Origin of the sequence: Trichococcus collinsii, assembly GCF_900107505.1 — a bacterium.
In the GTDB taxonomy this organism is placed as follows: Bacteria; Bacillota; Bacilli; order Lactobacillales; family Aerococcaceae; genus Trichococcus; species Trichococcus collinsii.
The window spans coordinates 17045-41117 of record NZ_FNQH01000001.1 but is presented as its reverse complement, the minus strand read 5'-3'; the positions used below and the strand labels follow the sequence as shown (position 1 = coordinate 41117).

At 46.4% G+C, this 24073-nt stretch carries 23 protein-coding genes; 5 read left to right on the top strand and 18 right to left on the bottom strand.

Annotation, left to right across the window (positions count from 1 at the left end; genetic code table 11):
• Positions 1-47: 47 nt before the first annotated feature.
• From coaE to pepA, 9 genes are all read right to left on the bottom strand, one after another.
• A complete protein-coding gene (coaE, locus tag BLV66_RS00240) occupies positions 48-647 on the bottom strand; it encodes a dephospho-CoA kinase (protein WP_086985480.1) in 600 nt (199 codons plus the stop codon).
• A gap of 6 nt (positions 648-653) precedes the next feature.
• A complete protein-coding gene (mutM, locus tag BLV66_RS00235; RefSeq protein ID WP_086985481.1) occupies positions 654-1538 on the bottom strand; it encodes a DNA-formamidopyrimidine glycosylase in 885 nt (294 codons plus the stop codon).
• A gap of 38 nt (positions 1539-1576) precedes the next feature.
• Complete coding sequence (gene polA / locus BLV66_RS00230; protein WP_086985482.1) at positions 1577-4228, bottom strand: DNA polymerase I; 2652 nt, start codon at positions 4226-4228, stop codon at positions 1577-1579.
• 21 nt (positions 4229-4249) lie between these two features.
• A complete protein-coding gene (locus BLV66_RS00225) occupies positions 4250-4795 on the bottom strand; it encodes a MaoC/PaaZ C-terminal domain-containing protein (RefSeq protein WP_086985483.1) in 546 nt (181 codons plus the stop codon).
• 286 nt (positions 4796-5081) lie between these two features.
• Complete coding sequence (gene murC, locus BLV66_RS00220) at positions 5082-6413, bottom strand: UDP-N-acetylmuramate--L-alanine ligase (RefSeq protein ID WP_086985484.1); 1332 nt, start codon at positions 6411-6413, stop codon at positions 5082-5084.
• A 242-nt stretch (positions 6414-6655) separates the two neighbouring features.
• Positions 6656-7351 (bottom strand): hypothetical protein, encoded by a 696-nt coding sequence (locus BLV66_RS00215; RefSeq protein ID WP_086985485.1) that lies wholly within the window; start codon positions 7349-7351, stop codon positions 6656-6658.
• Positions 7352-7452: 101 nt separating this feature from the next.
• Positions 7453-8067: a YtpR family tRNA-binding protein gene (gene ytpR / locus BLV66_RS00210; RefSeq protein WP_086985486.1), complete on the bottom strand. Its 615-nt coding sequence runs from the start codon at positions 8065-8067 to the stop codon at positions 7453-7455.
• A 54-nt stretch (positions 8068-8121) separates the two neighbouring features.
• Positions 8122-8433, bottom strand: coding sequence for a thioredoxin family protein (locus tag BLV66_RS00205; RefSeq protein WP_086985487.1), 312 nt, complete (start codon positions 8431-8433; stop codon positions 8122-8124).
• Between the two features lie 14 nt (positions 8434-8447).
• The gene (gene pepA / locus BLV66_RS00200; RefSeq protein WP_086985488.1) at positions 8448-9524 is read right to left on the bottom strand and encodes a glutamyl aminopeptidase; all 1077 of its coding nucleotides are present in this window, start codon (positions 9522-9524) and stop codon (positions 8448-8450) included.
• A gap of 252 nt (positions 9525-9776) precedes the next feature.
• On the opposite strand from pepA, the gene BLV66_RS00195 reads away from it, so the two are divergent.
• On the top strand, positions 9777-10130 hold the full coding sequence (locus BLV66_RS00195; protein ID WP_245826652.1) for a PepSY domain-containing protein: 354 nt from the start codon (positions 9777-9779) through the stop codon (positions 10128-10130).
• A 170-nt stretch (positions 10131-10300) separates the two neighbouring features.
• Here BLV66_RS00195 and trmB read toward each other — a convergent pair whose 3' ends face one another.
• The 4 genes from trmB to BLV66_RS00175 all read right to left on the bottom strand — a co-directional run bounded on the left by trmB (position 10301) and on the right by BLV66_RS00175 (position 14053).
• The gene (trmB, locus tag BLV66_RS00190; protein ID WP_086985489.1) at positions 10301-10966 is read right to left on the bottom strand and encodes a tRNA (guanosine(46)-N7)-methyltransferase TrmB; all 666 of its coding nucleotides are present in this window, start codon (positions 10964-10966) and stop codon (positions 10301-10303) included.
• 73 nt (positions 10967-11039) lie between these two features.
• Positions 11040-11837 carry a phosphotransferase family protein gene (locus BLV66_RS00185; RefSeq protein WP_086985490.1) on the bottom strand — a complete coding sequence of 266 codons (798 nt, stop codon included), beginning with the start codon at positions 11835-11837 and terminating at the stop codon, positions 11040-11042.
• A 249-nt stretch (positions 11838-12086) separates the two neighbouring features.
• The gene (locus BLV66_RS00180) at positions 12087-13319 is read right to left on the bottom strand and encodes an ABC transporter permease (protein ID WP_086985491.1); all 1233 of its coding nucleotides are present in this window, start codon (positions 13317-13319) and stop codon (positions 12087-12089) included.
• The gene (locus BLV66_RS00175; RefSeq protein WP_086985492.1) at positions 13316-14053 is read right to left on the bottom strand and encodes an ABC transporter ATP-binding protein; all 738 of its coding nucleotides are present in this window, start codon (positions 14051-14053) and stop codon (positions 13316-13318) included. Before BLV66_RS00175 ends, BLV66_RS00180 begins: the two co-directional genes overlap by 4 nt.
• A gap of 174 nt (positions 14054-14227) precedes the next feature.
• Between BLV66_RS00175 and BLV66_RS00170 the strand changes: the two genes are divergently transcribed.
• Positions 14228-14662 (top strand): HIT family protein, encoded by a 435-nt coding sequence (locus BLV66_RS00170; RefSeq protein WP_086985493.1) that lies wholly within the window; start codon positions 14228-14230, stop codon positions 14660-14662.
• A 2-nt stretch (positions 14663-14664) separates the two neighbouring features.
• Positions 14665-15045 (top strand): YtxH domain-containing protein, encoded by a 381-nt coding sequence (locus BLV66_RS00165; protein WP_086985494.1) that lies wholly within the window; start codon positions 14665-14667, stop codon positions 15043-15045.
• A gap of 103 nt (positions 15046-15148) precedes the next feature.
• Here BLV66_RS00165 and BLV66_RS00160 read toward each other — a convergent pair whose 3' ends face one another.
• Positions 15149-15577 carry a MarR family winged helix-turn-helix transcriptional regulator gene (locus tag BLV66_RS00160; protein ID WP_218131783.1) on the bottom strand — a complete coding sequence of 143 codons (429 nt, stop codon included), beginning with the start codon at positions 15575-15577 and terminating at the stop codon, positions 15149-15151.
• Positions 15578-15723: 146 nt separating this feature from the next.
• Between BLV66_RS00160 and BLV66_RS00155 the strand changes: the two genes are divergently transcribed.
• Both BLV66_RS00155 and BLV66_RS00150 read left to right on the top strand, forming a co-directional pair.
• Positions 15724-16596, top strand: coding sequence for an aldo/keto reductase (locus tag BLV66_RS00155; protein WP_086985495.1), 873 nt, complete (start codon positions 15724-15726; stop codon positions 16594-16596).
• Between the two features lie 231 nt (positions 16597-16827).
• Positions 16828-17793, top strand: a complete 966-nt coding sequence (locus tag BLV66_RS00150) for a peptidylprolyl isomerase (RefSeq protein ID WP_086985496.1) — start codon at positions 16828-16830, stop codon at positions 17791-17793.
• A 346-nt stretch (positions 17794-18139) separates the two neighbouring features.
• On the opposite strand, the gene BLV66_RS00145 is transcribed toward BLV66_RS00150, so the two are convergent.
• The 4 genes from BLV66_RS00145 to BLV66_RS00130 form a co-directional block, all read right to left on the bottom strand.
• Positions 18140-19108, bottom strand: coding sequence for a 3'-5' exoribonuclease YhaM family protein (locus tag BLV66_RS00145; RefSeq protein WP_086985497.1), 969 nt, complete (start codon positions 19106-19108; stop codon positions 18140-18142).
• 21 nt (positions 19109-19129) lie between these two features.
• Entirely contained in the window at positions 19130-21955 is a 2826-nt protein-coding gene (locus BLV66_RS00140) for an ATP-binding protein (RefSeq protein WP_176974073.1), read from the bottom strand.
• The gene (locus tag BLV66_RS00135; RefSeq protein WP_176974072.1) at positions 21936-23195 is read right to left on the bottom strand and encodes a metallophosphoesterase family protein; all 1260 of its coding nucleotides are present in this window, start codon (positions 23193-23195) and stop codon (positions 21936-21938) included. The genes BLV66_RS00140 and BLV66_RS00135 overlap by 20 nt, the downstream gene beginning before the upstream one ends.
• 213 nt (positions 23196-23408) lie before the next feature.
• Positions 23409-23759 carry a YlbF/YmcA family competence regulator gene (locus tag BLV66_RS00130; protein ID WP_086985500.1) on the bottom strand — a complete coding sequence of 117 codons (351 nt, stop codon included), beginning with the start codon at positions 23757-23759 and terminating at the stop codon, positions 23409-23411.
• Between the last annotated feature and the right edge of the window lie 314 nt (positions 23760-24073).

The following is a 24073-nucleotide window of genomic DNA, read 5'->3' as shown; positions in this document are numbered from 1 at the left end:
TTGGGGCTCAAAATCCTTGAAAAGATGGTCTTTCCGGCGCCAACCGACTAGACTGAAAGACGGCCGCGCAGCCATTCGTTGACTTGTTTTTTGGTTTCTTCGATTGTCCCGGAATTGTCGATGACAAAGTCTGCCAGCTCTTTTTTCTTTTCGATCGAAAGCTGACTTTGCATCCTCCGGGTAGCTTCCTCCGCATCCAAATGATTACGGCTCATCAGCCTTTGCAATTGTAGCGCTTCCGGAACATAGACGACCATCACAGCATCGCAGCTGTCCTTATATCCGCCCTCGTAAAGCAATGGGATATCCAGCACGATCAGTTCGTGCCCTTCCGAAATATAACGCTCTTTTTCTTCCTGAATCCAATGATTGATGTGTTCCTTCAGCAACGCATCCAGCTCCGTCCGCTTGTTTCTATCTGAAAAGATCAGCGCCCCCAAGCGTTTGCGATCCAATGTGCCATCCGGCAGCAGATAGGCTTCGCCGAAATGTTCGATGATGGCCGCTAACCCCGGTGAACCCGGAAGAACGACAGCTCGTGCACCCAAGTCCGCATCGACAACCGGAATGCCCGCAGACAAAAACAGCTTCGCTACAGTCGATTTCCCTGTAGCGATGCTTCCTGTAAGACCCAATATATAACTCATTTTCGTTTACCTCGCCCCTTTATACGCAATGTCAGTGAAGCTCGCTGCCTTCGAACGTGTCTTTGGCAGTTGTTGACAATGCGGACAATAATGCGTTCCTCGCTGTGCAACCCTTATCTTTTCGATCGGATGGCCGCAGTTCGGACAAGGTTGACCAGTTTGGCCGTAAACAGCAAGAGAAACTTGGAATTTCCCGGCCTCCCCTAACGTGTTTTTGTAGGTCCGGATAGTCGACCCTCCGGCTTCCACTGATCTGCTGATCACATCAATGATGGCCTCGTGCAATCTTTTTGCTGCAGCCGGTCCAATCGAGTCGGCAGATCGCATAGGATGGATCCGGGCCTGGAAAAGGGACTCATCCGCATAGATATTTCCGACGCCGGCAACAATGTTCTGATCAAGGATGACCGCTTTAATTGCCCGATGCGACTTGGACAGGTCTTTTTTGAATTTGCTCAATTTGAAGAAATCTGCGGTCGGTTCCGGCCCCATTTTTTTGAAAGGTTCATATTCATCCCGCTTTTCGATCGGCAACAACGTGAATTTACCGAACTTACGCACATCAAGGTACCGCAATTGGCGTCCATCAGCGAGATAAAAAATGACGTGGGTGTGCTTCTTGATCGGTTCACCGGATTCGCTGACCTCATATTTGCCCTCCATCCGCAAATGGGAAATCATCGCCCAGTGGTCCAATAAGAAAATCAGGTACTTGCCGCGGCGTTCGATAGTGTGGATCTGTTCCCCCCGTAAGACCGTCTTGAACCGTTCCGTGGAGAAAGGCGGCGTAATCATACGATCCCAAAAGACAGCAACATCTATAATGACGGCTCCTCCAACAAGATTGATGAGCCCTTTGCGGATGGTTTCTACTTCTGGCAATTCCGGCATAAGCAACCCCTCCTTTCTTTTATCGGTTTGTTCCTTGTTTATTTAGCTTCATACCAGCTATCTCCGAAGTTACTGTCCACTTTAAGCGGCACAGCCAAGGAAACGGCATGCTCCATGATTTCCGGGACCAATTTTTCCAATACTGGAATTTCTTCTTCCGGGCATTCGAAGATTAATTCATCGTGCACTTGCAACAGCATATTCGCTTGAAGCCCTTTTTCCTTAAGGACTTTATCCATCCGGACCATCGCAACTTTGATGATATCGGCGGCAGTGCCTTGGATCGGCGAATTGATGGCAGTGCGTTCCGCAAAGGAGCGCAGATTGAAATTGCGGTTATGGATATCAGGCAGGTAACGGCGTCTGTGGAATAACGTTTCTACATAGCCGTTCTCTTTCGCTTCTTTGACGATGTCTTCCATAAATTGCTTCACACCTGGGTATTTTTCGAAATAACGGTCAATGAATTCCTGAGCAGCTTTTCGGGTGATATTCAGGTTTTGCGATAAACCATAGTCGCTGATTCCGTAAACAACTCCAAAATTGACGGCTTTCGCTTGTCGGCGCAGATTGGCAGTGACGTCTTCCGGTTTCTCGATGCCAAAAACGCGCATCGCGGTCGAGGTATGGATATCTTGGCCTTCCAGGAAGGCTTCCTGAAGATGCTCGTCCCCGGAAATATGCGCTAGCACACGCAATTCGATCTGTGAATAGTCGGAGGCGAACAGCTTCCAGCCTGCTTGTTGCGGAACGAAGGCTTGTCTGATTTTCCGGCCTTCCTCCATCCTGATCGGAATGTTCTGCAGGTTCGGATCGACGGAACTCAAACGGCCGGTCTGCGTCAACGTTTGTTGATAACGGGTATGGATCTTCCCGGTTTCTGGTTTGATGAATTTCAGGAGTCCTTCCACATAGGTCGATTGCAACTTAGCCAACTGTCGGTAATTCAGGATGTGCTCCACGATCGGCGCTTGCGCCTGCAGTTTTTCCAACACATCGACAGCTGTCGAATAGCCCGTTTTCGTCTTTTTGATGGCGGGCAATCCCATCTTCTCGAACAGGATGACGCCCAGTTGCTTCGGTGAGTTGATGTTGAACTCTTCCCCTGCTTCGGCATAGATGGTTTTTTCGATTTCAAGCAAACGGCCGGCGAATTCCTCTTTCATGGTCAACAGGCGCTGCGGTTCCACTTTGATTCCTTGAATTTCCATGTGCGCCAATACAAATGACAATGGCAGCTCCATTTCGTAATACAGGTCTTTTTGCACATTGCTTTCCAGCTCCGCGTTCAATTGGGCAAACAGGGCTTGGATTGCTTTCACTTTGCGTGCCAAATGATCATGCAGCACGGCGTCTTCGGGAACGGCCATTTTAGCGCCTTTTCCGTAGATGGCCTCATCAAAGGAGACATCGTTGTAGCCATATTCCTGGGCGACTTGCGCCAGGTCTTTGCTGTTGTCCTTCGCATTCAGGATGTAGGAGGCCAACAGGATGTCAAAACCGATACCAGCCAGCGAGATGCCGGCGTAATGCAGCATGACCATAGTCCGTTTGCCGTCGTAGACGATTTTGCTGGCTTCGGCATTTTCAGCCCATTCCTTGAAGGCCGGGCTTGATTTAACTGTTTCTAATGAAGCGGTGTATATTTTTTCATCTGTCCCCCAGCTGACCGCGAGGATTTTCCCATCGTGATAGTTGTCTTCAAGCATCTCCACATACAGTGCCATACGGTCTGTAAAATGCTCGGGACGGATTTCGGTCAAGACTTCGAAATGGATATCCTCAAAGGATTCCGAGCGGTCTTCCGAAGCCACGCCCAGTTTATCGAGGAAACTGTTGAAATCCATCTCGCGATAAAAATCGGTCAGTTTGTCGAGTTGTTTGCCTTCAACCGCAAGGTCATCGAGCTTCAGTGTCACTGGAGAGTCCAGATCGATCGTAGCCAATGTTTTGCTCATGAATGCATTCTCTTTGTCATTGATGAGATTTTCCTTCATCTTGCTTTTCTTAAGTTCATCGACATGCTCGTAAAGGTTTTCGATAGAGCCATATTCGGTAAGGAGCTTCAAAGCAGTCTTCTCGCCGACTTTGGTGACGCCGGGATAATTATCTGACGAGTCCCCCATCAGACCTTTCATGTCGATGATCTGTTTCGGTTCGATGCCGTATTCTTCACGGATAACGTCCGGGGTGTAGGATTTCAATTCTGACACGCCTTTGACGGTGATGTCGACCCGGATATTATCTGTCGTCAATTGGATCATATCCTTGTCGCCAGAAATGATCACGACATCATAGCCGGCCTGATCGGCCATCCGCGAGTAGGTTCCGATGATGTCATCGGCTTCATAATTGACCAATTCATAGGTCTTGCCGCCGAAAGCATGGACCAAGACACCGAAATAAGGCCACTGTTCGGACAACTCCGACGGCATGCTGGCACGCCCACCTTTGTAATCATCATAAAGTGCATTACGGAAAGTCGTTTTTCCTGAATCGAATGCCACCAACAGATGCGTAGGCTCTTCTGTCTGGAAGATGCGTTCCAATATATTATTGAAGGCGTAGAGCGCGTTCGTATGCAATCCGTTCTTGTTGCGGAACCCATCCAGATTCGGCAATCCGAAAAAGGATCTGAAAGCCACACTGCTGCCATCCACCAATATTAATTTATTCTTTTTATCAGTCATTTGGTTACATCCTAACTCTGCTTATTCTGAATCGTCTGCTGTCATGGATATGGAATCCGCTCCAGAATCGATAGCTTCCTCAACTTCAGTTCGCTCGTTCATGATTACGTTCTCTTCCTCATCAAAAATCAACTTGCGCGGTGTCTCTACAATCAACTCAGCATCCAACACACGCTCGTTATCCATATTCGTACCGACCACACTGATCGTCACTTGTTCACGGCGTTCATCCACGCGTTCCACTTCAAAATTGAACGTGATCGTGCTGTTGTGGTAGATTGGTTCAATCACATTCAAAGAAACGTCCACAATATGTGAACCCGGACCCGGCAAATGTTTGGAAACGTTGCTCGTCAAAATACCCACCAACAAAACGGTTGGCACGATCGGTTTATGGAACCGAGTCGTCTGCGAATAATCATGTTGAATATAGAGCGGGTTCCCGTCATTCGTCAACCCAAGATACAGCAATATATCTTTGTCTTCGATGATTTCGGTGACAGTCAACGAATCCCCCTCTTGAATTTCATCAATCGATTTCCCAAGCTTTATATCTTTCAGACCCATTTTCACTTTTCCTTTCTTTGAACACATATATGTCTATCATATCAAAAACGTCGTTCCGATAAAAGCCGTTTAGCTGTTTGAAACCATTTATTACAAAAAGCAACGCAAGCCGTTCCCCTGCTTGCATCAAAAAAGCCCAGGAAGCAATTCCTGGACTAATAGTGTGTGATGATTCGCGTTTAGATACCCGGACGTTGGAGTGAACAGTGGATGTCCACCTCTTTTGTGGACATCCACTGTTTGCTAAACGGGAGTGGTATCTGCGAATCAGAACCGTTCTTCTGAATTAATTTGTTGTCGGTATGCTGTGGCTCAACAGTTCTTCATAAGCCAGTTCAAATTTCTGAACATCCCCAGCGCCCATGAAAATGGCGACTGCATCATGGAACTGCAGCAGCGGGGACATGTTATTGACGTTCAATACCGTTGCGCCTTTTTCGATTTTATCGGCCAAATCGCCGATTGAAACCTGTCCGTTCTTTTCGCGGGCGGATCCGAAAATATCGCAAAGGAAGACTTTATCGGCCAATTCCAACGACTCAGCAAACTCGCTAAGCAGAGCAACCGTACGCGTGAAGGTATGCGGTTGGAAAATCGCAATGATTTCTTTAGTAGGGTATTTCTGTCTAGCCGCATCGAGGGTGGCACGGATTTCGGACGGATGATGGGCATAATCATCAATGACGACCATATCCGAAATGTATTTCTCGCTGAAACGACGTTTTACGCCTGAGAAGGTCTTCAGTTGCGCAGCGACCTTGTCGTTATCCAAGCCTTCCAACCAGCAAAATGTGATGATGGCCAATGAGTTAAGGATATTATGCGTGCCGAAAGATGGGATTTCAAAATGACCGTACATTTCGCCATTTATTTCCACATCGAACTGGCTGCCGTTCGTGTCCTTCGTGACATTTTTTGCGATAACATCATTATCTTCAGCAAAGCCATAAAACGTAACTGGATATCTGCCTTTCAATTCACGGACATAAGCATCTTCGCCGCAAGCGATGACGCCTTTTTTCACTTGGGATGCAAATGAATCAAAAGCGCTGTAAACATCGTTGATGTCTTTGTAATAATCCGGGTGATCGAAATCGATGTTCGTGATGATGGCATAGTCCGGTGAATAAGCCAAGAAATGACGTCTGTATTCGCAAGCTTCCAACACAAAATACTTCGCATCTTCCCGACCAAAACCAGTACCATCGCCGATCAGATAGCTTGTCGGTGCAATCCCATCCAATACATGGGAAAGTAAACCTGTCGTGCTTGTCTTGCCATGTGAACCGGTAATGGCGACGCTCGTATAGTTCTTGATCAAGTCGCCTATGAAATCATGATAGCGGATGACCTTCAAACCGAGTTCTTTCGCTTTCGCAATTTCCTCATGGGAGTCAGGAAAAGCATTCCCTGCGATGACAGTCAAACCCGGTGTAATATTCGCTTCACTGAATGGCATGATTGTGATGCCAGCATCATCCAAACCTTTTTGTGTAAAAAAATAAGTTTCGACGTCCGATCCTTGGACGCGATAGCCTTTCCCGTGCAGGATTAATGCCAACGCACTCATCCCAGAACCTTTGATGCCGACAAAATGATAAATCGTTTCCGTTTCCATAATTACCTCCAAATGAATAAGGAAGGTTAGTCTTTCGGCTACCTTCTGACTGATGTTTGTGTCTCAAAACATTCGCTTAGGACCTGATGACTTGCTGTCCAATTGCTGAATCGCAATCAGTATAGCACGCGCAGATTAAGAAAATACTTAAAAATATTTAAAATTTGATATCAAACATCTCAATAATTTCATTGCAACATTAAGTGTTGTGCACAAATCGGCCTAATGTTACAATGCGATGACTAAAAATAAGAGTGGTTTACCGAATCGGCAGGTTCCTGAACGAATTTCCCGGCAACTTCATAAGAGCGTTCTTGCTCCATAATGCCCAATAATGAGCGGTTCATAGCCCGTTTGGATTTGCCTTCCAATGGTTGCAACTCATTTGTTTCCACGCTGTCTTCCTCCAGGGCCACATCGTCTTCAACTGGTGGCGCAAGTTCGAAAATAAGCAGATCTGAGCTGTTTTTCTTCAATAATGCCGCAATCGCGCGATAATCAATTTTCTTTTCTTTCAGGTTTTCCCAGCCTTTTAAAGGTTCCGGTACTTCTGTCAGTTGGAAAGGCCTTCTGCTTTTATAGGAAGCGAAAGGGTGCATGCCCAATTCCGTGCGGCGTTCCTTCTGCTTTTCGTCCTTCAGTCTTTTTTTTTCGACCGCAAATACATCTTCAGCAGGCTTCACAGCTTGATCCCTGAAGGATACGAAAGCCTCCTTATTGTGGCGGATATACGGGACAGTGTCCATCGGATGCAACAAATCTTGCGAGATATAGGAGGACGGTTGTGCAGAATCGCCTTTTTCTTCCAGGATACCATGCCCTTCGTCCTCTTTTTTTAGGTAATTCGGAAAATCATACTTATTTGTTGCAGGATGACTTCCTTCCACCCCTGAACGATGGTCATGCCGAAAAAAACTTGGTCCATCATAGCGACTCATCCAGTCAGCTCCTCTCTTATTTTGCTTCCGGCAATACTATGCCCGGTCTCAATGGAATTCCTTTATAATAGTACTTCTTTTCCGACTAAATTTCTATAGTCTTATTTGGAAAAAGCTGCGCCTGTTGTGTAGCTGTCATCCAACACGAGGATACCTTTTTTAGGGCTTGCGTTTTCCAGTTGCAATTCTTTGGCTGAGCAAATCATGCCCTGGCTGGCTACGCCGCGCAATTCACCCGGCCAGATGATCAATCCGCTGGGCATGACAGCGCCCGGTTTGGCTACGACGACGCGTTGCCCTTTTTTGATGTTGGCTGCACCGCAGACGATCTGTAGTACTTCTCCGTTGTCCACTTCCGTTTGCGTAACGGACAGATGATCGGAGTCTTCATGTGGCACACATTCCTTGACGTAACCCACAACAAATTTAGGCGAGCGATCGACAACGATAATATCACTGAAACCTGCCGATTGGATCAAAGCATTCACTTTTGCCACTTCTTCATCTGATAACAGCACTTGTCCTTTTGCATCTAACGTAAGCATATCTGAAATCGAAAATAGATTGTAGCCCATCGTTTCATTTGTACGATTGTTGAAAATGCGCGTCACATTCCCTTTTGATTCGCAGGCCTGTTCTTGGCGGACCGCGATATCCCCTTTCGTCAACATCAATGTATCTCCGACTGCTTCACGATTATAAAAACTTAACCACATGTTGTATTTGCTCCTTTATGTTTCTTCATTTATTATTGCCCAAACGAAATAGTATCACAATTGCTCCAAAAAGGCTTCAATCTCTTTTTGCGTCTTCCGGTTGCGAGAAACGAAACGCCCCAAAAGCTCTCCTTTATCATAGGCGACAAAGCTCGGGATTCCGGAAATCTGCAACGCTTCACCCAATGTACCGAAATCATCACGGTCTATTTCGACGAAATGAAAATCCGCAAATTTATTTTCCACCTCGGGCATGAACGGACGGATAAAATGGCAATCCGGACACCAGCTGGTCATGAAGACAAATACCGTTCTTCCCGAATCGCGCCATTCTTTGAATTGATCCAAATCTTTCAGTTTGTCCATAATCAAGCTCCTCCTTAGTTCATGTCCATGATGGTCTCATAAGTGCTCTTGTCCAATGCTTTGATGACTTGTGCGACCATTTCCTTAGCCGCCGCGTAATCATCGATGTGGAACATTGTTTGATGTGTGTGGATGTAGCGGGCGCAGACGCCGATGACCGCGCTCGGCACCCCATCGTTCATGACATGGGCAGCACCCGCATCCGTTCCGCCTTTGGAAACGAAATATTGATAAGGGATATCGTGGGTTTCCGCCGTATCCAACAGAAATTCGCGCATCCCTTTCAACGTGATCATGCCGGGATCCTGAATCCGCAAAAGGAACCCTTCCCCGAGATGGCCGAATGTATCCTTGGTTGTAGTCAAATCGTCCGCAGCCGAGCAATCCACAGCGAAAAATAGATCGGGCTTGAACTTATGCACGGCTCCTTTTGTCCCTCGAAGTCCGACTTCTTCCTGAACGTTGGCGCCGGCGATCAGCGTGTTCGGCAACGTTTCATTTTTCAATGCTTCAAGTGTTTCCAATACGACCGTGTTCCCATAGCGGTTGTCCCATGCTTTTGAAATGATCTTCTTCTTGTTTGCCGTCCATATCGTTTCTACCTGGGGAACGATCGAATCTCCAGGCCGCACCCCGAATGCAAGCGCCTCTTCTTTGGTATCGAAACCGGCATCGAACAGGATATCCGTCACTTTGACTTTTTTCCCTTCACCTGCATCCCGCAGCAAGTGCGGCGGGACAGAAGAAGAAATCACAGGAATATCGCCTTTGGAAGTCTGCAGCGTATATCGCTGTGCCGAAACGACGTAAGCATTCCAACCTCCCAGCGGCACGACCCGGAACAGCCCGCGATCCGTAATGCTAGCCAGCATAAAGCCGACTTCATCCATGTGCGCCGCCACCATGATACGCGGTGCAGTCTTATCTTCATGCTCTCTGATTCCGAAAATGCCGCCCAAACCATCCGTTTCGATGCGGTCCACCAACGGGGCCATTCTCTCATGCATATAGTTCCGGATATTGCGTTCGTTTCCGCTTGTCCCCTGCAATTCCGTCAATTCTTTGATCATCGCAAATGTTTTATTTTCCATATTTGAATGGAGCAGGATACATCTTTATCCATATGCCGCTCCCGGTCCCCCTTCATTGTCTGACTATCCTTTCCATTATAGCGCAGCATTGTTGTCATAGCAACGATTCCCTTCATCCCAAAGCATTACCGAGTGAAGGAAAACGTTTCCTTCAGGAGGCCTGAATCATGCGACATTTCCCTATTATTTTTTTTGTTTTATTGCTATACTTGGGGGAGAAAAAAGAAAGCGCATCAATTTAAGGAGGAACACATGATGAACTTTTTAGAAAAATGCATGTGCAAAAAACACAAAGAAGAAATATTGGGTGGTATTTTATTTGGAGCCGGACTCGTACTTGGCTCAGTCGTGACAGCGCTTTGCTATGAACAAAAACGGACCATAAACGGTGACAAAATCCTGGAAAACGTAAAAAAAATGTTCTTGGCTGAAGCGCCAATAGAGGGCTCATGGATCGAACTGCACCCTGTCCCGCTCAGTCGTTATTCTTCAAAAACGGATGTGTATTACGGCGGAATCTCCCGCAAAGAAGAAGGCGTTTTGGTGCAATATGAATTCATCGCCGACGCATACACAGGGACCATTTTGGATCTGTATAAGCTTTAAGAAAGAAATGCGATACAAGCCCGCTCTGCCTCGAAAGAAATTTAGGGTCAGATTCATCTAATTTCCGAGAGGCAATCTTGGATTGTTGGACATCATTAGTGGCACCACAGAAAAAGGAAGGACCAAAGCAATCACAGCTTTGGTCCTTCCTTTTGTTTGAGGTTTGAGCTCTATTTTTCAGAATCAGCCGCTGCTTTTTTCGGGAACGCTGCTTCGACGCGGTAGATGCGGTCTCCTCTTGAAGAGAACTTCGCTTCGTACTCGGTCATGATGTTTCCCTCAAAATCACTCTTGTGCAGATCCAACCACACTTGCTTCAAAGTCATTCCGTATTGCGAGAAGCTGGCCAACGAATATTCGAACAAGCCTTGGTTATCCGTCTTGAAATGGATTTCTCCGCCGGAAACCAGGATTTGCTCATAGTTCCGCAGAAAATTTTTGTAAGTCAAGCGGCGTTTGTCGTGTTTGGACTTTGGCCATGGATCGGAAAAGTTAAGATAGACGCGGCCTACTTCGCCTTCCGCAAAAAAATCCGCAACATTCTCTCCGTCCGTATTCAGTAACTGGACATTTTTCAAACCTGATTCGATCATCTTATCAAGCGTCATAACCGCCACGCTTGTCTGACGTTCGATCCCGATATAATTCACTTCCGGATGCATGCGGGCCATCTCGACGATGAACTGGCCCTTGCCGGAGCCAATTTCCACGTGGATTGGTTGCTCGTTGCCGAAGCGTTCCTGCCATTTCCCTTTCCAATCCGCTGGTTCCATCACTACATATTGGGTACTCTCAGCCAATTTTTCGGCAGCCCAAGGTTTATTTCTTACGCGCATAATCGTCCTCTTTCTTATCTGTTTTTTTTCGAAAAAAGAAATCCTTTCCGTTCGTATAAACACGAAGAGGATTTCATAAATAACTGTTTAGGCGATTCTGATAAAGCTGTTTCAGCAACAGAATCAGTTGGTTCATTTCCACGTTACGTTCCTGCGAATGGCTCTTTTTGATCATGCAGAGGCACATCATCATGCTGTACCACTCCAACCGGCGTTCCATATTGTCGTTCATCCGCAATCCGTACTGCTCCAACCATACTCCCCATTCCTCATAAGGAACGTATTGTACCAACAAGGTGCTGATGTCCGAGAACGGATCGGCAATTTTGACCATTTCCCAATCCACCAAGTACAAGCGGTCTTCCTCATCCAACAGGAAATTTTTCCGATTCACGTCTCCGTGGCAGACCGTCTTTTGCGAGTCGTCGATGCTGGCGATACTGTTCTTCACATATTCAGTTGCCTGTTGAAGGACCGAATTGGATTTCAGATCATCCGGCAGATCCGCAACATACAGGTTGTAGAAATTGATTGGGTTGAAGATTTCACCCTTTACCTTCTGAAGCATCTTCAGAAGATTTTCGGAATGATGGATGCGATGCAGGATTTCCCGCACGGTCTTCTCTTTCATCTCTTCCGGATTCAATTCCCTGCCGTTGAGCCATTCCTGAGCTGTCAGGACATCCCCATTGCCGACCCTTTTGGTCCAGATCAATCGCGGTGTGATCCCCTCAACGGAAAGCGCAGCTAAGAAAGGTGAAGAGTTTCTTTTCAAAAAGACTCTTTCCTCGGCTCTAGTGCCCATATAAGCTTGTCCTGTGTCTCCTCCGATGGGATGTAGCCGCCACCCTGAGTCCATTTTATAATCCATCGAGCTCATTCCTTACTCTAATCTTTAGTTTTTCTATGCCTATGAAAAGAAGGAGCCGGGACGAAAGCCCCAGCTATCTCGGTCTGCTCTTCTGTTCACACGCTACGTGTTCATTCGGCGACGCAGCTCGTTTTGCTCTGAAAACGCAACGGCTATCACTCGCATACAATTATCATTTTAGATTTCTTTACATATTCAGTCAAGAATATTCCATGTGGTTTCGGTACTGAACCGATTTTAACCCATGCATCAATAATTTGCCGCTTCTCTTTTTTCCGTACGCCCGCCCATGTAAAACTGGGTGAACAACCAGATGAACCCGGCGTTTAAGGCTATTGAAGCCAATCCAGTCTGCAAACTATTGTTGATGAAGATGATTCCCGCAAAAAGGAATCCTTCCACTCCCAACAGGTAACCCAATAAACGCTTAAAGCCGGCAAATTTATCTGCATGCTGTGTCGGATAGAGCCGGTACAGCATGTTTTCATTGAAGTGAAAATACAACGGCAACAGCTGGAAGCCTGTCAAATAAAGGAATAACAGACTGAGACCTAAGGAAAAGCCGGCAGATGGCGTGAACAGAAGCAATAGCATCCCAATGGCCGACAAACGGAAAAACAACCCGCTGTAATCCGTTCCGCGCACAAATGCCCGCGCGTACAAATACTGATAGGAATTGCCTTTGCCTTCAACGCGGCGCAACAAGCCGTCGAGATATTTTCTTCTTTTTGCTTTGCTCTTCACTTGCGGAACATCCGTAAACAGATTAATGACCCGGTTTATGCGAGCCTTTCGTTGTTCCTCCGAGGCGATCATCTGCTCCCATTGATAGAGCGGATAGCGCGCCTCATACGCCACTTGTACTTTTTTACGCAGAAACATAGTATACAGAATTACAAGTACCGGCGCAACCCATGGATGAAAAAATATCGCGACGCTGAAAGATAAAATCGCCGCGCAAGCCAAGTAGAGGTCGTTTTTTTTACGAACTATCCTATCGCCTATCTTCAGGCCAAGTTCCTGCAGATCCAAATGAATGATTTTCAACAGAATCAAGGTTGCATAAATCGGCAGTAAATCACTTGCCCCGATTGTTCTCCCTGCAAAAAGCATCGGCATTGCTGCAGCTGCCAAAAAGAACAACAGAATCGCAGGAAGGATCAGGCTGTATTTTTTCGCTTTGCTGAAATAGCTCCCCCATTCCTTTTCCTTAGCCAAAAGGAACACTTGGTCGGCCGGCTCCAAAAAGGTCGCCAGCTTACCGATAAAAATGCTGCCTGAAAAAATAGCCACAATCAGAAGCTTTCCCCATAGGAAGTCTGGTGTCACAGTTTTCACGAATTCAGAATATTGGTAAGCCAAAGCTCCCAACAGAAAGAGGAGGACGAGGACGAAATGATCATTGAAGATATATTTGCTGTAGCGGCTGAATTTTTTCAGGTGAAGCTGTTGTCTTTTTTTCCAGATACTGTCCAAGTTCATGGTTGCGCCACTTCTTTCGTCAAGCTGATGTAAAGCTCATCGAGACTCGCTCCCGGCATACCCATTTCAGCCTGCAGGTCTGCCATCGTGCCTCTCACTTTGACCTCACCATGGTGAAGTAGAACGAAATTGTCACATTCTTTTTCGGCAGAAGCCAGTACATGCGTGGACATCAAAATAGCTGCACCTTGCGCTTTTTTCTCCCTGACCATCTCCAGGAACGAATGGATGCCAAGCGGATCGAGTCCTAGGAATGGTTCATCTATGACATATACCGGCACATCCAACATGAATGCACAGACGATCATCACTTTTTGTTTCATGCCTTTTGAAAAATAAGCCGGAAACCAGTCCAACTTGTCCTCCAGACGGAAATCCCGAATGTAGCGCATCGCCTTCTCCATGGCGACTGCTTCCGTGATTCCGTAGGCCATCGCTGTGATTTCCAAATGTTCCCTTAAAGTGAGCTCTTCATAGAGCACCGGCGTCTCTGGAATAAAGGCAAAGGACTGGCGATAACGCTCCGTGTCTTCGCGCAACGTCCGGCCATCGATTGCAATCTTTCCGCTGAAAGGCATCATCAGACCGATAATGTGTTTGATGGTCGTGCTCTTGCCTGCTCCGTTCAATCCAATCAATCCAGTCAGTTCACCAGCTTTGACCTCAAAATTTATATTTTTTATGACAGGCAATTGCGTATAGCCGCCCGTGACATTCTCCATTAATAGTGACATTTAACCGTCCCTTTCGCATGCGTTTGTGCCTTATATTATAGCACAGCCTTGCCTCATCCCAAATATCTTGCTGACTGAAGCGTCAATTCGACCCCACGATATCAAATAAAACGCAAATATGATAAAGTTAGGATATAGAAAAAAGTAGATTATGGACAGAAAGAGGTCAGGTATATGACAGATTGTATTTTTTGCAAAATCGCGAATCACGAAATCCCGAGCAGCATTGTTTATGAAGATGATGTTGTCATTGCGTTCCTGGATTTATCACAAGTGACAAAGGGACATACGCTGCTGGTACCCAAGAAGCATGTCGCTGATATTTTTGAATATGATGAAGAATTGGCGAAAGAGGTATTTTCGCGTATTCCTAAAATCGCACGCGCAATCGAACGTTCCAGCGATGACATTTTGGGACTAAACATCCTGAATAATAACCGTTCCATAGCTTACCAATCTGTTTTCCATTCGCATATCCACTTCTTGCCGCGTTACGAAGATTCAGATTCGGATGGATTCGGTTTGAAATGGAAAACGCATGAAGGAAAGTATTCGCAGGAAGAATTGGCAAAAGTAGTTGCATCCATCAAAGAGAGTCTGGAGGAATAGATATGCGTTCATTTATGGAAGGAATAGTATTCGGTACGGTAGTCGGGGGTCTGTTGGGGTTGCTGAATACACCCCGCAGCGGAAAAGATAATCGCGAGAAAGCGAAAGCTTACCTTGAAGACAATACGCTTGCGGTCGAGGACCTCAACGAAAGCCTCCAAGGTTTGCGCAACGCCATCCAATCATTGACCAATGAAGGTTTGGCTTCCGTCACGACAGTCACTGAAGATGTTGCAAAATCCGTTGAGAAATTCACCCAGCAAGCTCAACCCAGAATCAACCGCATAAACGATAAGCTTGCGGTATTGACTGAAGATATGGAAAAAGTCGCTGCGAGCATGGAATCGCAAATGCCTGCAACGACAGATGCACCAAATCAATAATTGAAATAAAAAATACGACGAACCAAATGCAAACCGGATAAACGGTCATTTGGCGCGTCGTATTTTTCTGTGTTTCTGTCATAAGGAGTCCAGTCAAGAACCCCTATTTATTCTGATTATCGGATCGTTTGAAAAGCGTCTGTATCGGCATCGTCGCGAAAGATTCCGTGAGCACCTTTTCCACTGTCGCAGCCGCTGCAGCCAGTTTTGTTGAACCAGTTTTCGTTAAGGACGTATAGATGATCCGCCGATCCTGCTCACAGACATTCCGCTCCAGTGCTCCGCAGCCCTTCGCCTCGAACTTGCTGACCAATCTCGATACGGCGCTTTGGCTTAAGCCGACCTTTTCCTCCAGATCCTGGAGCTTCAATTTTTGATCCGGCTCCTGTGATAAGAAATAAAGGACGTAGAACTCTTTCAGAGAAAGGTTATGGTTCGTCTGCAAACTTTTTTCCAACGCGCTTTCGACTTTCAAATGAAAATTGTTGATTTCCAGCCATTGACAAAACGCAGAACTCATTTCACATTTCACAAAGTTTCCCCCATTCCTTTCTTTTTATCAGCTTATGATACCAAATATTGGCATTTTGAGCAATCTGCCACGACTCGGACCAGATGATTTGCTTGCTGAATTCGGTTATGTTAGCCTAAAACCATGCGCACGCATATATATTTCAGATGGGAGTGTTCGATTTGGAAAATGAAATCAAGAATATCACATTCAGCAACGGCGTAACCATCCCGCAACTGGGCTTGGGCGTCTTCAAGATGAAAGACGAAAAGGAACTGAGTGAAGCAATCCGCGTTGCTTTGGAGGCGGGCTACCGCCATCTCGACACCGCGATGATTTACGAGAACGAAGCTATTGTGGGACAAGCTTTGAAAGAAAGCAGCATCCCAAGGGAAGAAATCTTCTTGACTTCAAAAGTTTGGAATTATGACCACGGCTATGAGGAAACCAAAGCAGCTTTCCAGGCCAGTCTGGACCGTTTGGGCACGGATTATCTTGATCTTTATCTGATCCACCGGGCTTCCGCAAACTACATCGAGACTTGGAAAGCGATGGAAGAATTGTACAATGCAGGCAAAATCAAAGCCATCGGTGTCTCCAATTTTCAGATTCATCATCTCGAGGATCTGATGTTGCACACGGAAATCATCCCAATGATCAACCAGATTGAAACGCACCCAGCCTTTCCGCAGGATGAACTGCGGGCTTTCATGGCGCAGCACACAATCATCCATGAAGCTTGGGGTCCGCTTGGGCAAGGCAAAAATGACCTATTGACGCAATCTGTGCTTCTTGAGCTTGCGCAGAAGTATGGCAAGACACCTGCCCAGATCGTTTTGCGTTGGCATATCGAACGCGGCATCGTCGTCATACCGAAGTCTGTCACACCAAGCCGCATCCGAGAAAACCGCGATATCTTCGATTTCAGCCTCTCCACAGATGATATGGACAAGATTGCGACCCTCGACACCGGCGAAAGATACTCCGGGAATCCCGATGACCAGGAATTCCTGACCAGAACCTCAATCCGCCCGAATTAAGGAAAACAATCCAAAAGAGGAGCACTTTGCCACCTTAAGCGGCAGAGGCCCCTCTTTTTGTTCTATGTTGCTTTTTTCGTTGGATTTCAGATTGGCCGGCAGATATGAAGTTTCTGAGAAGTTTGCTAGCGTTTTTAAGGAATATTTTCCATAATCAAGGCGTTTATGATATATTTATAGATGGTTATTCATGAGATAGATAAATAGAAATAGATTGGAAGTGCCACATTCATGAAAAAGAAATTAGCATTGACATCCGTTGCTTTCCTGACGGCCATCACATTAGCAGGCTGCTCGACCGGCGAAACTGTCGCAACGACTCCAGCAGGCGATATCACAAAAGATGAATTATACGACGCAATGAAAGCATCAATCGGCGAAACCGTCTTGCAACGTCTGATTTTGATCGATGTATTGAACGATAAAATCGGAGACAATAAATTGGAAGCTGAAACAGAAGCTGAACTGTTGACGACCATTGAACAATACGGCGGAGAAGAAACATTCAACTACATCTTGTCACAATCAGGCTTCGCAAATAAACAAGAATACCAAGATGTATTATATTTGAACAAACTTATCGAAGCAGCAGTAAGAGCTGAAACGACTTTCACGGATGAAGAAGTGGAGGCCTATTATGAAGCCTACCAACCACAAATCAACGTACAGCATATCTTGGTGGCAGATGAAGCAACTGCTGTAGATTTGATCAACCAAATCAATGCAGGTGCTGATTTCGCTGAATTGGCTAAGGCCAACTCTACCGACACAGCGACTGCTGAAAACGGCGGAGAAACAGGATTGTTCGGAGCAGGCGATATGGTCGCAGCCTTCGAAGAAGCTGCTTATGCGCTAGAAGTCGGAGAAGTGACACAAACACCTGTTGCTACCGAATACGGCTACCACATCATCAAAATGATTGAGAAGACAGAAAAAGGAACGTTGGAAGAAGAACGTGAAAACATCGAAACAGTGATGATGGACGAAAAACTTGCCGACAACGATTACTTGACTTCCGTCATGTCCACAATCGTCCAAGCTGCAAATGTTGAAATCAAGGACGAAGATTTGGCAGCAGCAATCGATCAATTCTTGCCTGCTAAAGAAACAAGCTCATCAGACGCAACATCTGAAGCAACAACTTCAGAAACAGCTAGTTCTGAAGCGGAATCAGCTACATCCGAATCTGCAAACTAATACCTAATAATGTAAAACACGCAAGCTACCGGCTAATGATGCTGGGAGTTTGCGTGTTTTTTTGTTGGCGGCGTCTTAATTTCGTAGATGCTTGAGGCTTGCCGGTGGCACCGGCAAGGCGGAGGGCCGTCGTCGACTGTTTGGCGCTCCAGCACCTCCAAACAGCCGACGGACGAGCTTTGTCTTGACTGTTCAGCGAATCCATCTATCCAAACAGCCAACGCCCTAGCCTTATCTCAACTGTGTGACTCCACGCAAGCATCTATCAACCGGTATTACTCAACCTCAGGATGCAAAAAAGTACATCAGGCTGCTTAAAGAAACAAGCAGTCTGATGTACTTTTTGTCATTGCCCTTCTTCAGTAGGTTGGGTAAAAACCGGCTTATAGAAGCTGCGGTTCTCCAACCCGAAAATACGCTCGCTGAATGTACCCGGTGTCGTACGCAATAAAGCAGTGTCGATCATATTGATGGAAGCATCCAAATTATCAAGGTGATGGATAATTTCAGCTTCCAAAAGATGAGGCGTCACCGGTGAACCGAATTCTTGCTTGCCGTGATGCGCCAACACTGTATGTTTCAACAAAATCACTTCTTCGCTATCCTCATCGATATTCAGAGATAGACAAGCTTTGGTGATTTCTTCGTCAATCAGAACGATGTGGCCGATCAGATTCCCTTTCAGGGTGTACTCGGTCGACATGCTGCCGCTTAACTCAATCGTTTTCCCGATATCATGGAGAATTACTCCCCCGTACAGCAACGATTTATTGACCGTAGGATAATGTTGGATGACCGTTTTCGCCATCCGTAAAATCGATACCGTATGGAAACCCAGTCCGCCTACGATAGCATGATGGTGACGTTTTGCAGCAGGATACTCGAAAAACTCCCGTTGATATTTTTTGAGTATATGGCGGACAATCCGATTGATTGGTGCACTCGTGATTTCAAACAAGATTTGGCTGACTTCCTCAACCATTTCTTCAGATTTCAAGGGCGCACGCTCCATATAGAGTTCCGGTCGGTTTGGTTCACCTTCGTGGGCTAGCCTTAGTTTTGTGATACGCAGTTGGGGATTGTTCTGATACATTTCCCTTTTGCCTGTTACCGCAACGACTTGGCCGGACTGGAATTGCAGGATGTCCTCCTCTTTTGCGTCCCAATACTTCCCGTCGATTTGACCGCTTCGGTCCTGAAAAGTAAAGGCGATGAATTTCTTGCCATTTTTTGCCAGACGGATATCCGCACTTTTGATCAGCACATAAATTTCAAAATTATCATCTATTTCGTGTTCATATATTTTTTTGGCCACGCCTACCAGCCCCTTTCACTCCTATTTTAACATGTATACTTGTTTCTGTGAAAATCGTTGAACGCAAGCGTCATCAAACGTGAAAAAGAGCACCTGTACATCTTCACTCAATTCTTCAAGCAATGTGAACATGATATTTTTCCTGTCATCATCAAAGTTCACAAAACCATCATCGATCAAAATCGGCATACTGACAATATCGGCAGTGTTCTTCACAAACGCAAGCCGTAATGCAATGTACAACTGTTCCACTGTTCCTTGCGACAATTCATTCGGTAAAAAGGTTGTTCCATCCTTACGTTGCACCTTCATGCCGTTCTTTTGGAATGCGATGCTGGTGTATGCCCCTTCCGTCAACCGACTGAAGAAGGTTATCGTGTCATCGAGCATCAGCGGCAGGCGATCCTCTTTCCCGTACCGCAATGCCCCTTCAATCCATTCTCCGGCTGTAACCAAGCCGGCCCACTCTACGGCAAGGTCCTTCAGCTCGGTCTCGGCCAAAGCGAACTCCTGTAGCAAGGCGCTATAAGTCCCGCCTTCTTCCAATTGTTCAAGCTGATGCTTCAGTTCCACTTCCGTTCTCTGTAGTTTCGACAGTTTGGCCTTCAACCGTTGCATTTCCAGTTCGTTATTTTCATAAAGGACTGCGCTTTTCTTGGCATCGCCATAATGATCCAAGAGTTGCTCGCGCCCATTGACTTGCTCATCCAGCAATTCTTTGCGCTTGAGGTTCTGTTCTTGTTTCTCCTTCAGCGCCAACAGTTGATAAAATTCTGCTTCCGTTTTTGCATTTGCCTGATCCAATAGCCGCTGTCTCTGTTGATGGGACTCGGCAAGGCCGCGTTGGATTTGTTCCAATTCTTGCTTCAGTTCATTGATTTTATCCTTAAGATTTGAAGCCATATTTTCTTCCAAAATGACGGCATTCTGTATCTCGGAAAGGCGTGCGACCATTTCGCTGACTGTCAGATGTTCAAAATGGAAGTGGCTGCGGATGAACGCAGTTTGCTCGTTCCAATTATCCACAGCAAGATTAAGCTCGCGCATTTCGGCTTCCTGTTTGATGATCAGGGTAGCCTTCTCCGCCAACACGGCACCGGGATCCAATTGAAGGATTTCCGTTGCCGTCATTCGGGCCGGGTAGCCTTTCTGCTGTAGGAAGGTCTCCAATTCGGTTTTGAGCGTTTTTCCGCGCTCTTCCAGCTCTTCACGGTTGTTCAAAAGTTTCAAAAACTTATCCTGCAACTCTTCGAGCTCTCTTGTTACAGCCGAGATTCTTTCCCGAACAGCAGCCTGCTTCAGAAATTGCTCCATCGCATTTTCGGAGGAGCCTTCCTGGAAGGCGGCATCCTTGATTGTCGTCTGAGGCTTCTTTCCCAGCAGGAAAACACTAGCGACAGCAAGCAAAGCGGCCAACACCCAAGCAATTATTCTGAAGTCCGCCAGAACAAAGGACAGGACCACAAACACAGCTGAAGCAGTCAGTAACATCATGCCGAGCGGATTTTTTTTCGTTGGGGCGGGTGCAGCAATTCTTTGATTCGGCTGTTGCACATCGCTTTGCAGCGCGGCATACGCTTCATCAGTGAGCTTCTCGTGTTGGAGGCGAGTCTCTTCTTGCTGGAGGGTTTCCAGCTGTTCCTCATGGAAACCGATGTTGTGATCCAACCGCAGCAGCTGTTCTTCGATCTGTCGGATGCCCTGCGCAAACTGCTGCAACTGCACTCGTTCTTCTTCCTTGAGCGGCTCCGGAGCGGGCAGGGCCAGATTCAACCCCAGACCCATTTTTTGTTTGGCCAAATCAGCTTTGTTGCTGCTGATTTCATTTTCCAGATAAGTGATTTTATTCAGATCGGCTTGCGTTTTGGCTGCACTGTGCTGCAAAGCCGCAAAATCGGACTGATGCTCCTTGTACCATTCCACATGGACAAATTCGCCCAACTGTTTCTGCAACTGCGCTAACCTTTCCTGGAGTTGCGTTTGCGCTTGGATCGAACCTGCCATTTTTTCCTGTTGGTTTTGCCACTGATAACGGGCATCTTCCGGCACTTCACTATAGTCGACTGCCGTGATTTCCCTATTCAGTCGTTTCCACTCCTGATAACTATCCGCCAACCGTAAACTTTCTGCGATTGCAGTTTGTTCCTGCTCCAGTTCCTGTTGACGGGATAATAATTCGGCCTGCTGTTTTTGGCTGTCCAATAAATCGAGAAGCGAAGTTTCATAGGTCGCATTTTTTGCTTTTGCTTGCTGCAGCTTCCTTTGCAGTTTTTCAGCTGCCTGTATCTTCTTGTTCAATGGCGGCACGCTTCCTGTTGGTTTGAATCGTTTCGCGGCTTCGTCCCGGTATTCTTTCGCTAATTGCAGCAAGCGTTCGCTCCCGCTGGTACCGATGCTCAACAGATAATGATTGAGATCTTCTTTTTGGATTTTTTTCAAGGAAAGCAAGCTGTCTATTTTGAATGTATATAGAGACTCAAAAGTCTCCCGATCCATCCCTAGCAGGAATCTCCCGAGATTTTTGGTCATCTGCTGTACACCATCCGGAAGTGTTACGAGTGCTTGCCCTTTGTTGCGGTCTTTCACCCGTTCCACTATGACATCCCCGAACCGCGTGTCCTCGAGAAACAAGCGGCCGCCATATGCTTGCGCTTGTTTCGGAACATACAGGTTCTGATCTTTCTTGCGTGCACTCGGAAACCCGAAGAGGATGCTGTTGATGAAGGAGGACAACGTGCTTTTTCCAGCTTCATTTTTGCCATGAAAGACCTGTAGATCCTGCACATCATCAAATGTTCGGTTTACCCATTTTCCGTAACCGTATATTTCAATCTTCCGTATCTTCACTGTCTTCCTCCTCAAACGCGACTGCCTGCACCAGCCTGGTCTTTGCTGCAGCCAGCACTTCCTCTTTAAAGCCTCGGTCTTTTTTTAAATCAGGGAATGTCGTCCGGATGAGCGGATGTTGGAAAAAGTTGTCCAGCTGTTTATAGAATACGTCATCGCCACTGATTTCCGTCCAACTTTTCGAAAAACTTTCCTTCATGACCTGATCAAAAGAAAACAGTTCCTTCTCCGTATCCACCGCAACTTTCAACTGATAAAGGTAGATGAAAGGCCGGTCCAACCGTTGTCTGACACCTTCCAGCATCTCTTCGTCCTCAATCTTTTTGACGACATCTGGATGAAGCTCCTGTATATCCGTGAACAGCAGCGACAACAAAATGCTCGATCCACTCTGGGAGCGATAGTAGTCCATGCGTTCTTCGATGCGCGTAAATACATCATTCAGGGTTTTGCATCCAAGCAACGACATTGTCTCTTTTTCCCAAACGATTGGAGCCGTCGGGAGAAAGGACAGCGTCGCCGCCATCCCTTTTTGGAGCGTCACCAAATAAGCGCCTTTCGCTTCGGTCTCGTTCGGATTGCGTCCTTGTGTATTGCCGCAATATACGACAGGCGGAGCCGTCTGCAGCTGCTGCCTTTTGTGGATATGCCCCAGAGCCCAATAATCATAGTTTTTCGCGTTCAATTCGCCTAAAGAAAACGGCGCATAGACGCCTTCAGAAGAGTTCAAGCCTTCAAGAAAGCCATGCAACATCCCGATGTGGTAATCCACGCTGTGATTCCGGTTCGGGTATTCGACGATCATCCGTTCCTCGACCCATCTGGAAGGATAACTAAAGCCGGTGATGGCTACCCTTTCCCCTACTTTAGTGGTCAGCAATTCTGTCGCGACCTCTTTTTCGAAGACTGTGACGTTTTCGGGAAGCTGCAGTTTTAGTGCTTCCCTTCCGAGAAAATCGTGGTTCCCATGTGACAAATAAACTGGGATACCGGAACGATCCAGCCGCCCCAGTTCATCCCTCAGAAAAGCTTGCGCCTTTACGCTCTGATTCTCCTCATCGTAGATATCACCGCTGATCAGAAAAAAATCCACATCTGCCGAGATGGCTTGCGTCACCAATTCCCGAAAAGCATCAAAAGTTGACTGGTAAATGGCATCAAAAAGTTGCGGTTCCAGCTGTTTTATCCCCTTAAAAGGGCTATCCAGATGGAGATCCGCTGTATGGATAAATGTAATCACAAGCTGTCCTTCTTTCCGCATTCTATACTTAATTTGGCAAATCAAATCTCCTTGGAATCGGTCATATAAAATCAAAAAAACTGCGCCATTTCCGCTAAATATCGGATGAAGAATATTGGACGGCATTGATAGGCAATGCGTTGAATCCTGTCCTTATCTATCATCCGGCCATTTTTTCGGAAATGGTCACAGCTTATCGTCAAAAATTAAGTCTTAATCTTGTGCAGGCGCGTATAATTCTTGCAATGGTTTTGTGATGATGGCGTTGACTTCTTCCATCAACTGGCTCAACTGTTGTTCTTTAGCCATCAAAGATTGGATAACTTCGTTGCCGGATGCTCTCTCAGCGATTGCTTGAGCAGAAGCCACATCGTCATCAGTGATCGCTCCACCTGTCATTTGTTTTTGTTGTAGTCCGATTTGCACATTACGGAACTCCTCAAATAACTCAAAAGCCACTTTATCTTCTCTCATTGCAGCATAAGCTGAAGACAACTCAGTAAAAACAGAAGCCTCACGCAGATTTTTTTCCAACTCATAAGCCGTATCATAAATATTACTCATTATCCCATTCCTTCCATTCGCATATTACATAAACTATAACATTATCCGAACAATAAAGCCATCAAAAAACACGAAAATACGTTCGGAAAAATTAGAGGGCGTGATGATTCGCGGGAGGGGATGAGCACTAAGAGGAAATTACGAGAACGGCCGCTCTTTGGCCGTGACGTAATAGCAGCTTAGGCGGAATCCCCTGCGAATCAGAACGCATTTACATAGAGCGTGATGAATCCCGGGTAGAAATCGAGCACTAAGAGGACTAACATAAAGCGGACGCTTTTTGTCTGTGTGTGGTAGTCAGCTTAGGCACTCAA

Excerpts from the sequence above, each read along its gene's own strand:
- coaE (WP_086985480.1), bottom strand. The coding sequence starts at position 647 with ATGAGTTATATATTGGGTCTTACAGGAAGCATCGCTACAGGGAAATCG.
- ytpR (WP_086985486.1), bottom strand. The coding sequence starts at position 8,067 with ATGTGGTTAAGTTTTTATAATCGTGAAGCAGTCGGAGATACATTGATG.
- BLV66_RS00175 (WP_086985492.1), bottom strand. The coding sequence starts at position 14,053 with ATGTCACTATTAATGGAGAATGTCACGGGCGGCTATACGCAATTGCCT.
- BLV66_RS00180 (WP_086985491.1), bottom strand. The coding sequence starts at position 13,319 with ATGAACTTGGACAGTATCTGGAAAAAAAGACAACAGCTTCACCTGAAA.
- polA (WP_086985482.1), bottom strand. The coding sequence starts at position 4,228 with ATGACTGATAAAAAGAATAAATTAATATTGGTGGATGGCAGCAGTGTG.
- BLV66_RS00130 (WP_086985500.1), bottom strand. The coding sequence starts at position 23,759 with ATGAGTAATATTTATGATACGGCTTATGAGTTGGAAAAAAATCTGCGT.
- BLV66_RS00150 (WP_086985496.1), top strand. The coding sequence starts at position 16,828 with ATGAAAAAGAAATTAGCATTGACATCCGTTGCTTTCCTGACGGCCATC.
- BLV66_RS00205 (WP_086985487.1), bottom strand. The coding sequence starts at position 8,433 with ATGGACAAACTGAAAGATTTGGATCAATTCAAAGAATGGCGCGATTCG.
- murC (WP_086985484.1), bottom strand. The coding sequence starts at position 6,413 with ATGGAAACGGAAACGATTTATCATTTTGTCGGCATCAAAGGTTCTGGG.
- BLV66_RS00155 (WP_086985495.1), top strand. The coding sequence starts at position 15,724 with ATGGGAGTGTTCGATTTGGAAAATGAAATCAAGAATATCACATTCAGC.
- BLV66_RS00225 (WP_086985483.1), bottom strand. The coding sequence starts at position 4,795 with ATGGGTCTGAAAGATATAAAGCTTGGGAAATCGATTGATGAAATTCAA.
- trmB (WP_086985489.1), bottom strand. The coding sequence starts at position 10,966 with ATGCGCGTAAGAAATAAACCTTGGGCTGCCGAAAAATTGGCTGAGAGT.
- BLV66_RS00170 (WP_086985493.1), top strand. The coding sequence starts at position 14,228 with ATGACAGATTGTATTTTTTGCAAAATCGCGAATCACGAAATCCCGAGC.
- BLV66_RS00185 (WP_086985490.1), bottom strand. The coding sequence starts at position 11,837 with ATGGATTATAAAATGGACTCAGGGTGGCGGCTACATCCCATCGGAGGA.
- BLV66_RS00165 (WP_086985494.1), top strand. The coding sequence starts at position 14,665 with ATGCGTTCATTTATGGAAGGAATAGTATTCGGTACGGTAGTCGGGGGT.
- BLV66_RS00215 (WP_086985485.1), bottom strand. The coding sequence starts at position 7,351 with ATGAGTCGCTATGATGGACCAAGTTTTTTTCGGCATGACCATCGTTCA.
- mutM (WP_086985481.1), bottom strand. The coding sequence starts at position 1,538 with ATGCCGGAATTGCCAGAAGTAGAAACCATCCGCAAAGGGCTCATCAAT.
- BLV66_RS00195 (WP_245826652.1), top strand. The coding sequence starts at position 9,777 with ATGATGAACTTTTTAGAAAAATGCATGTGCAAAAAACACAAAGAAGAA.
- pepA (WP_086985488.1), bottom strand. The coding sequence starts at position 9,524 with ATGGAAAATAAAACATTTGCGATGATCAAAGAATTGACGGAATTGCAG.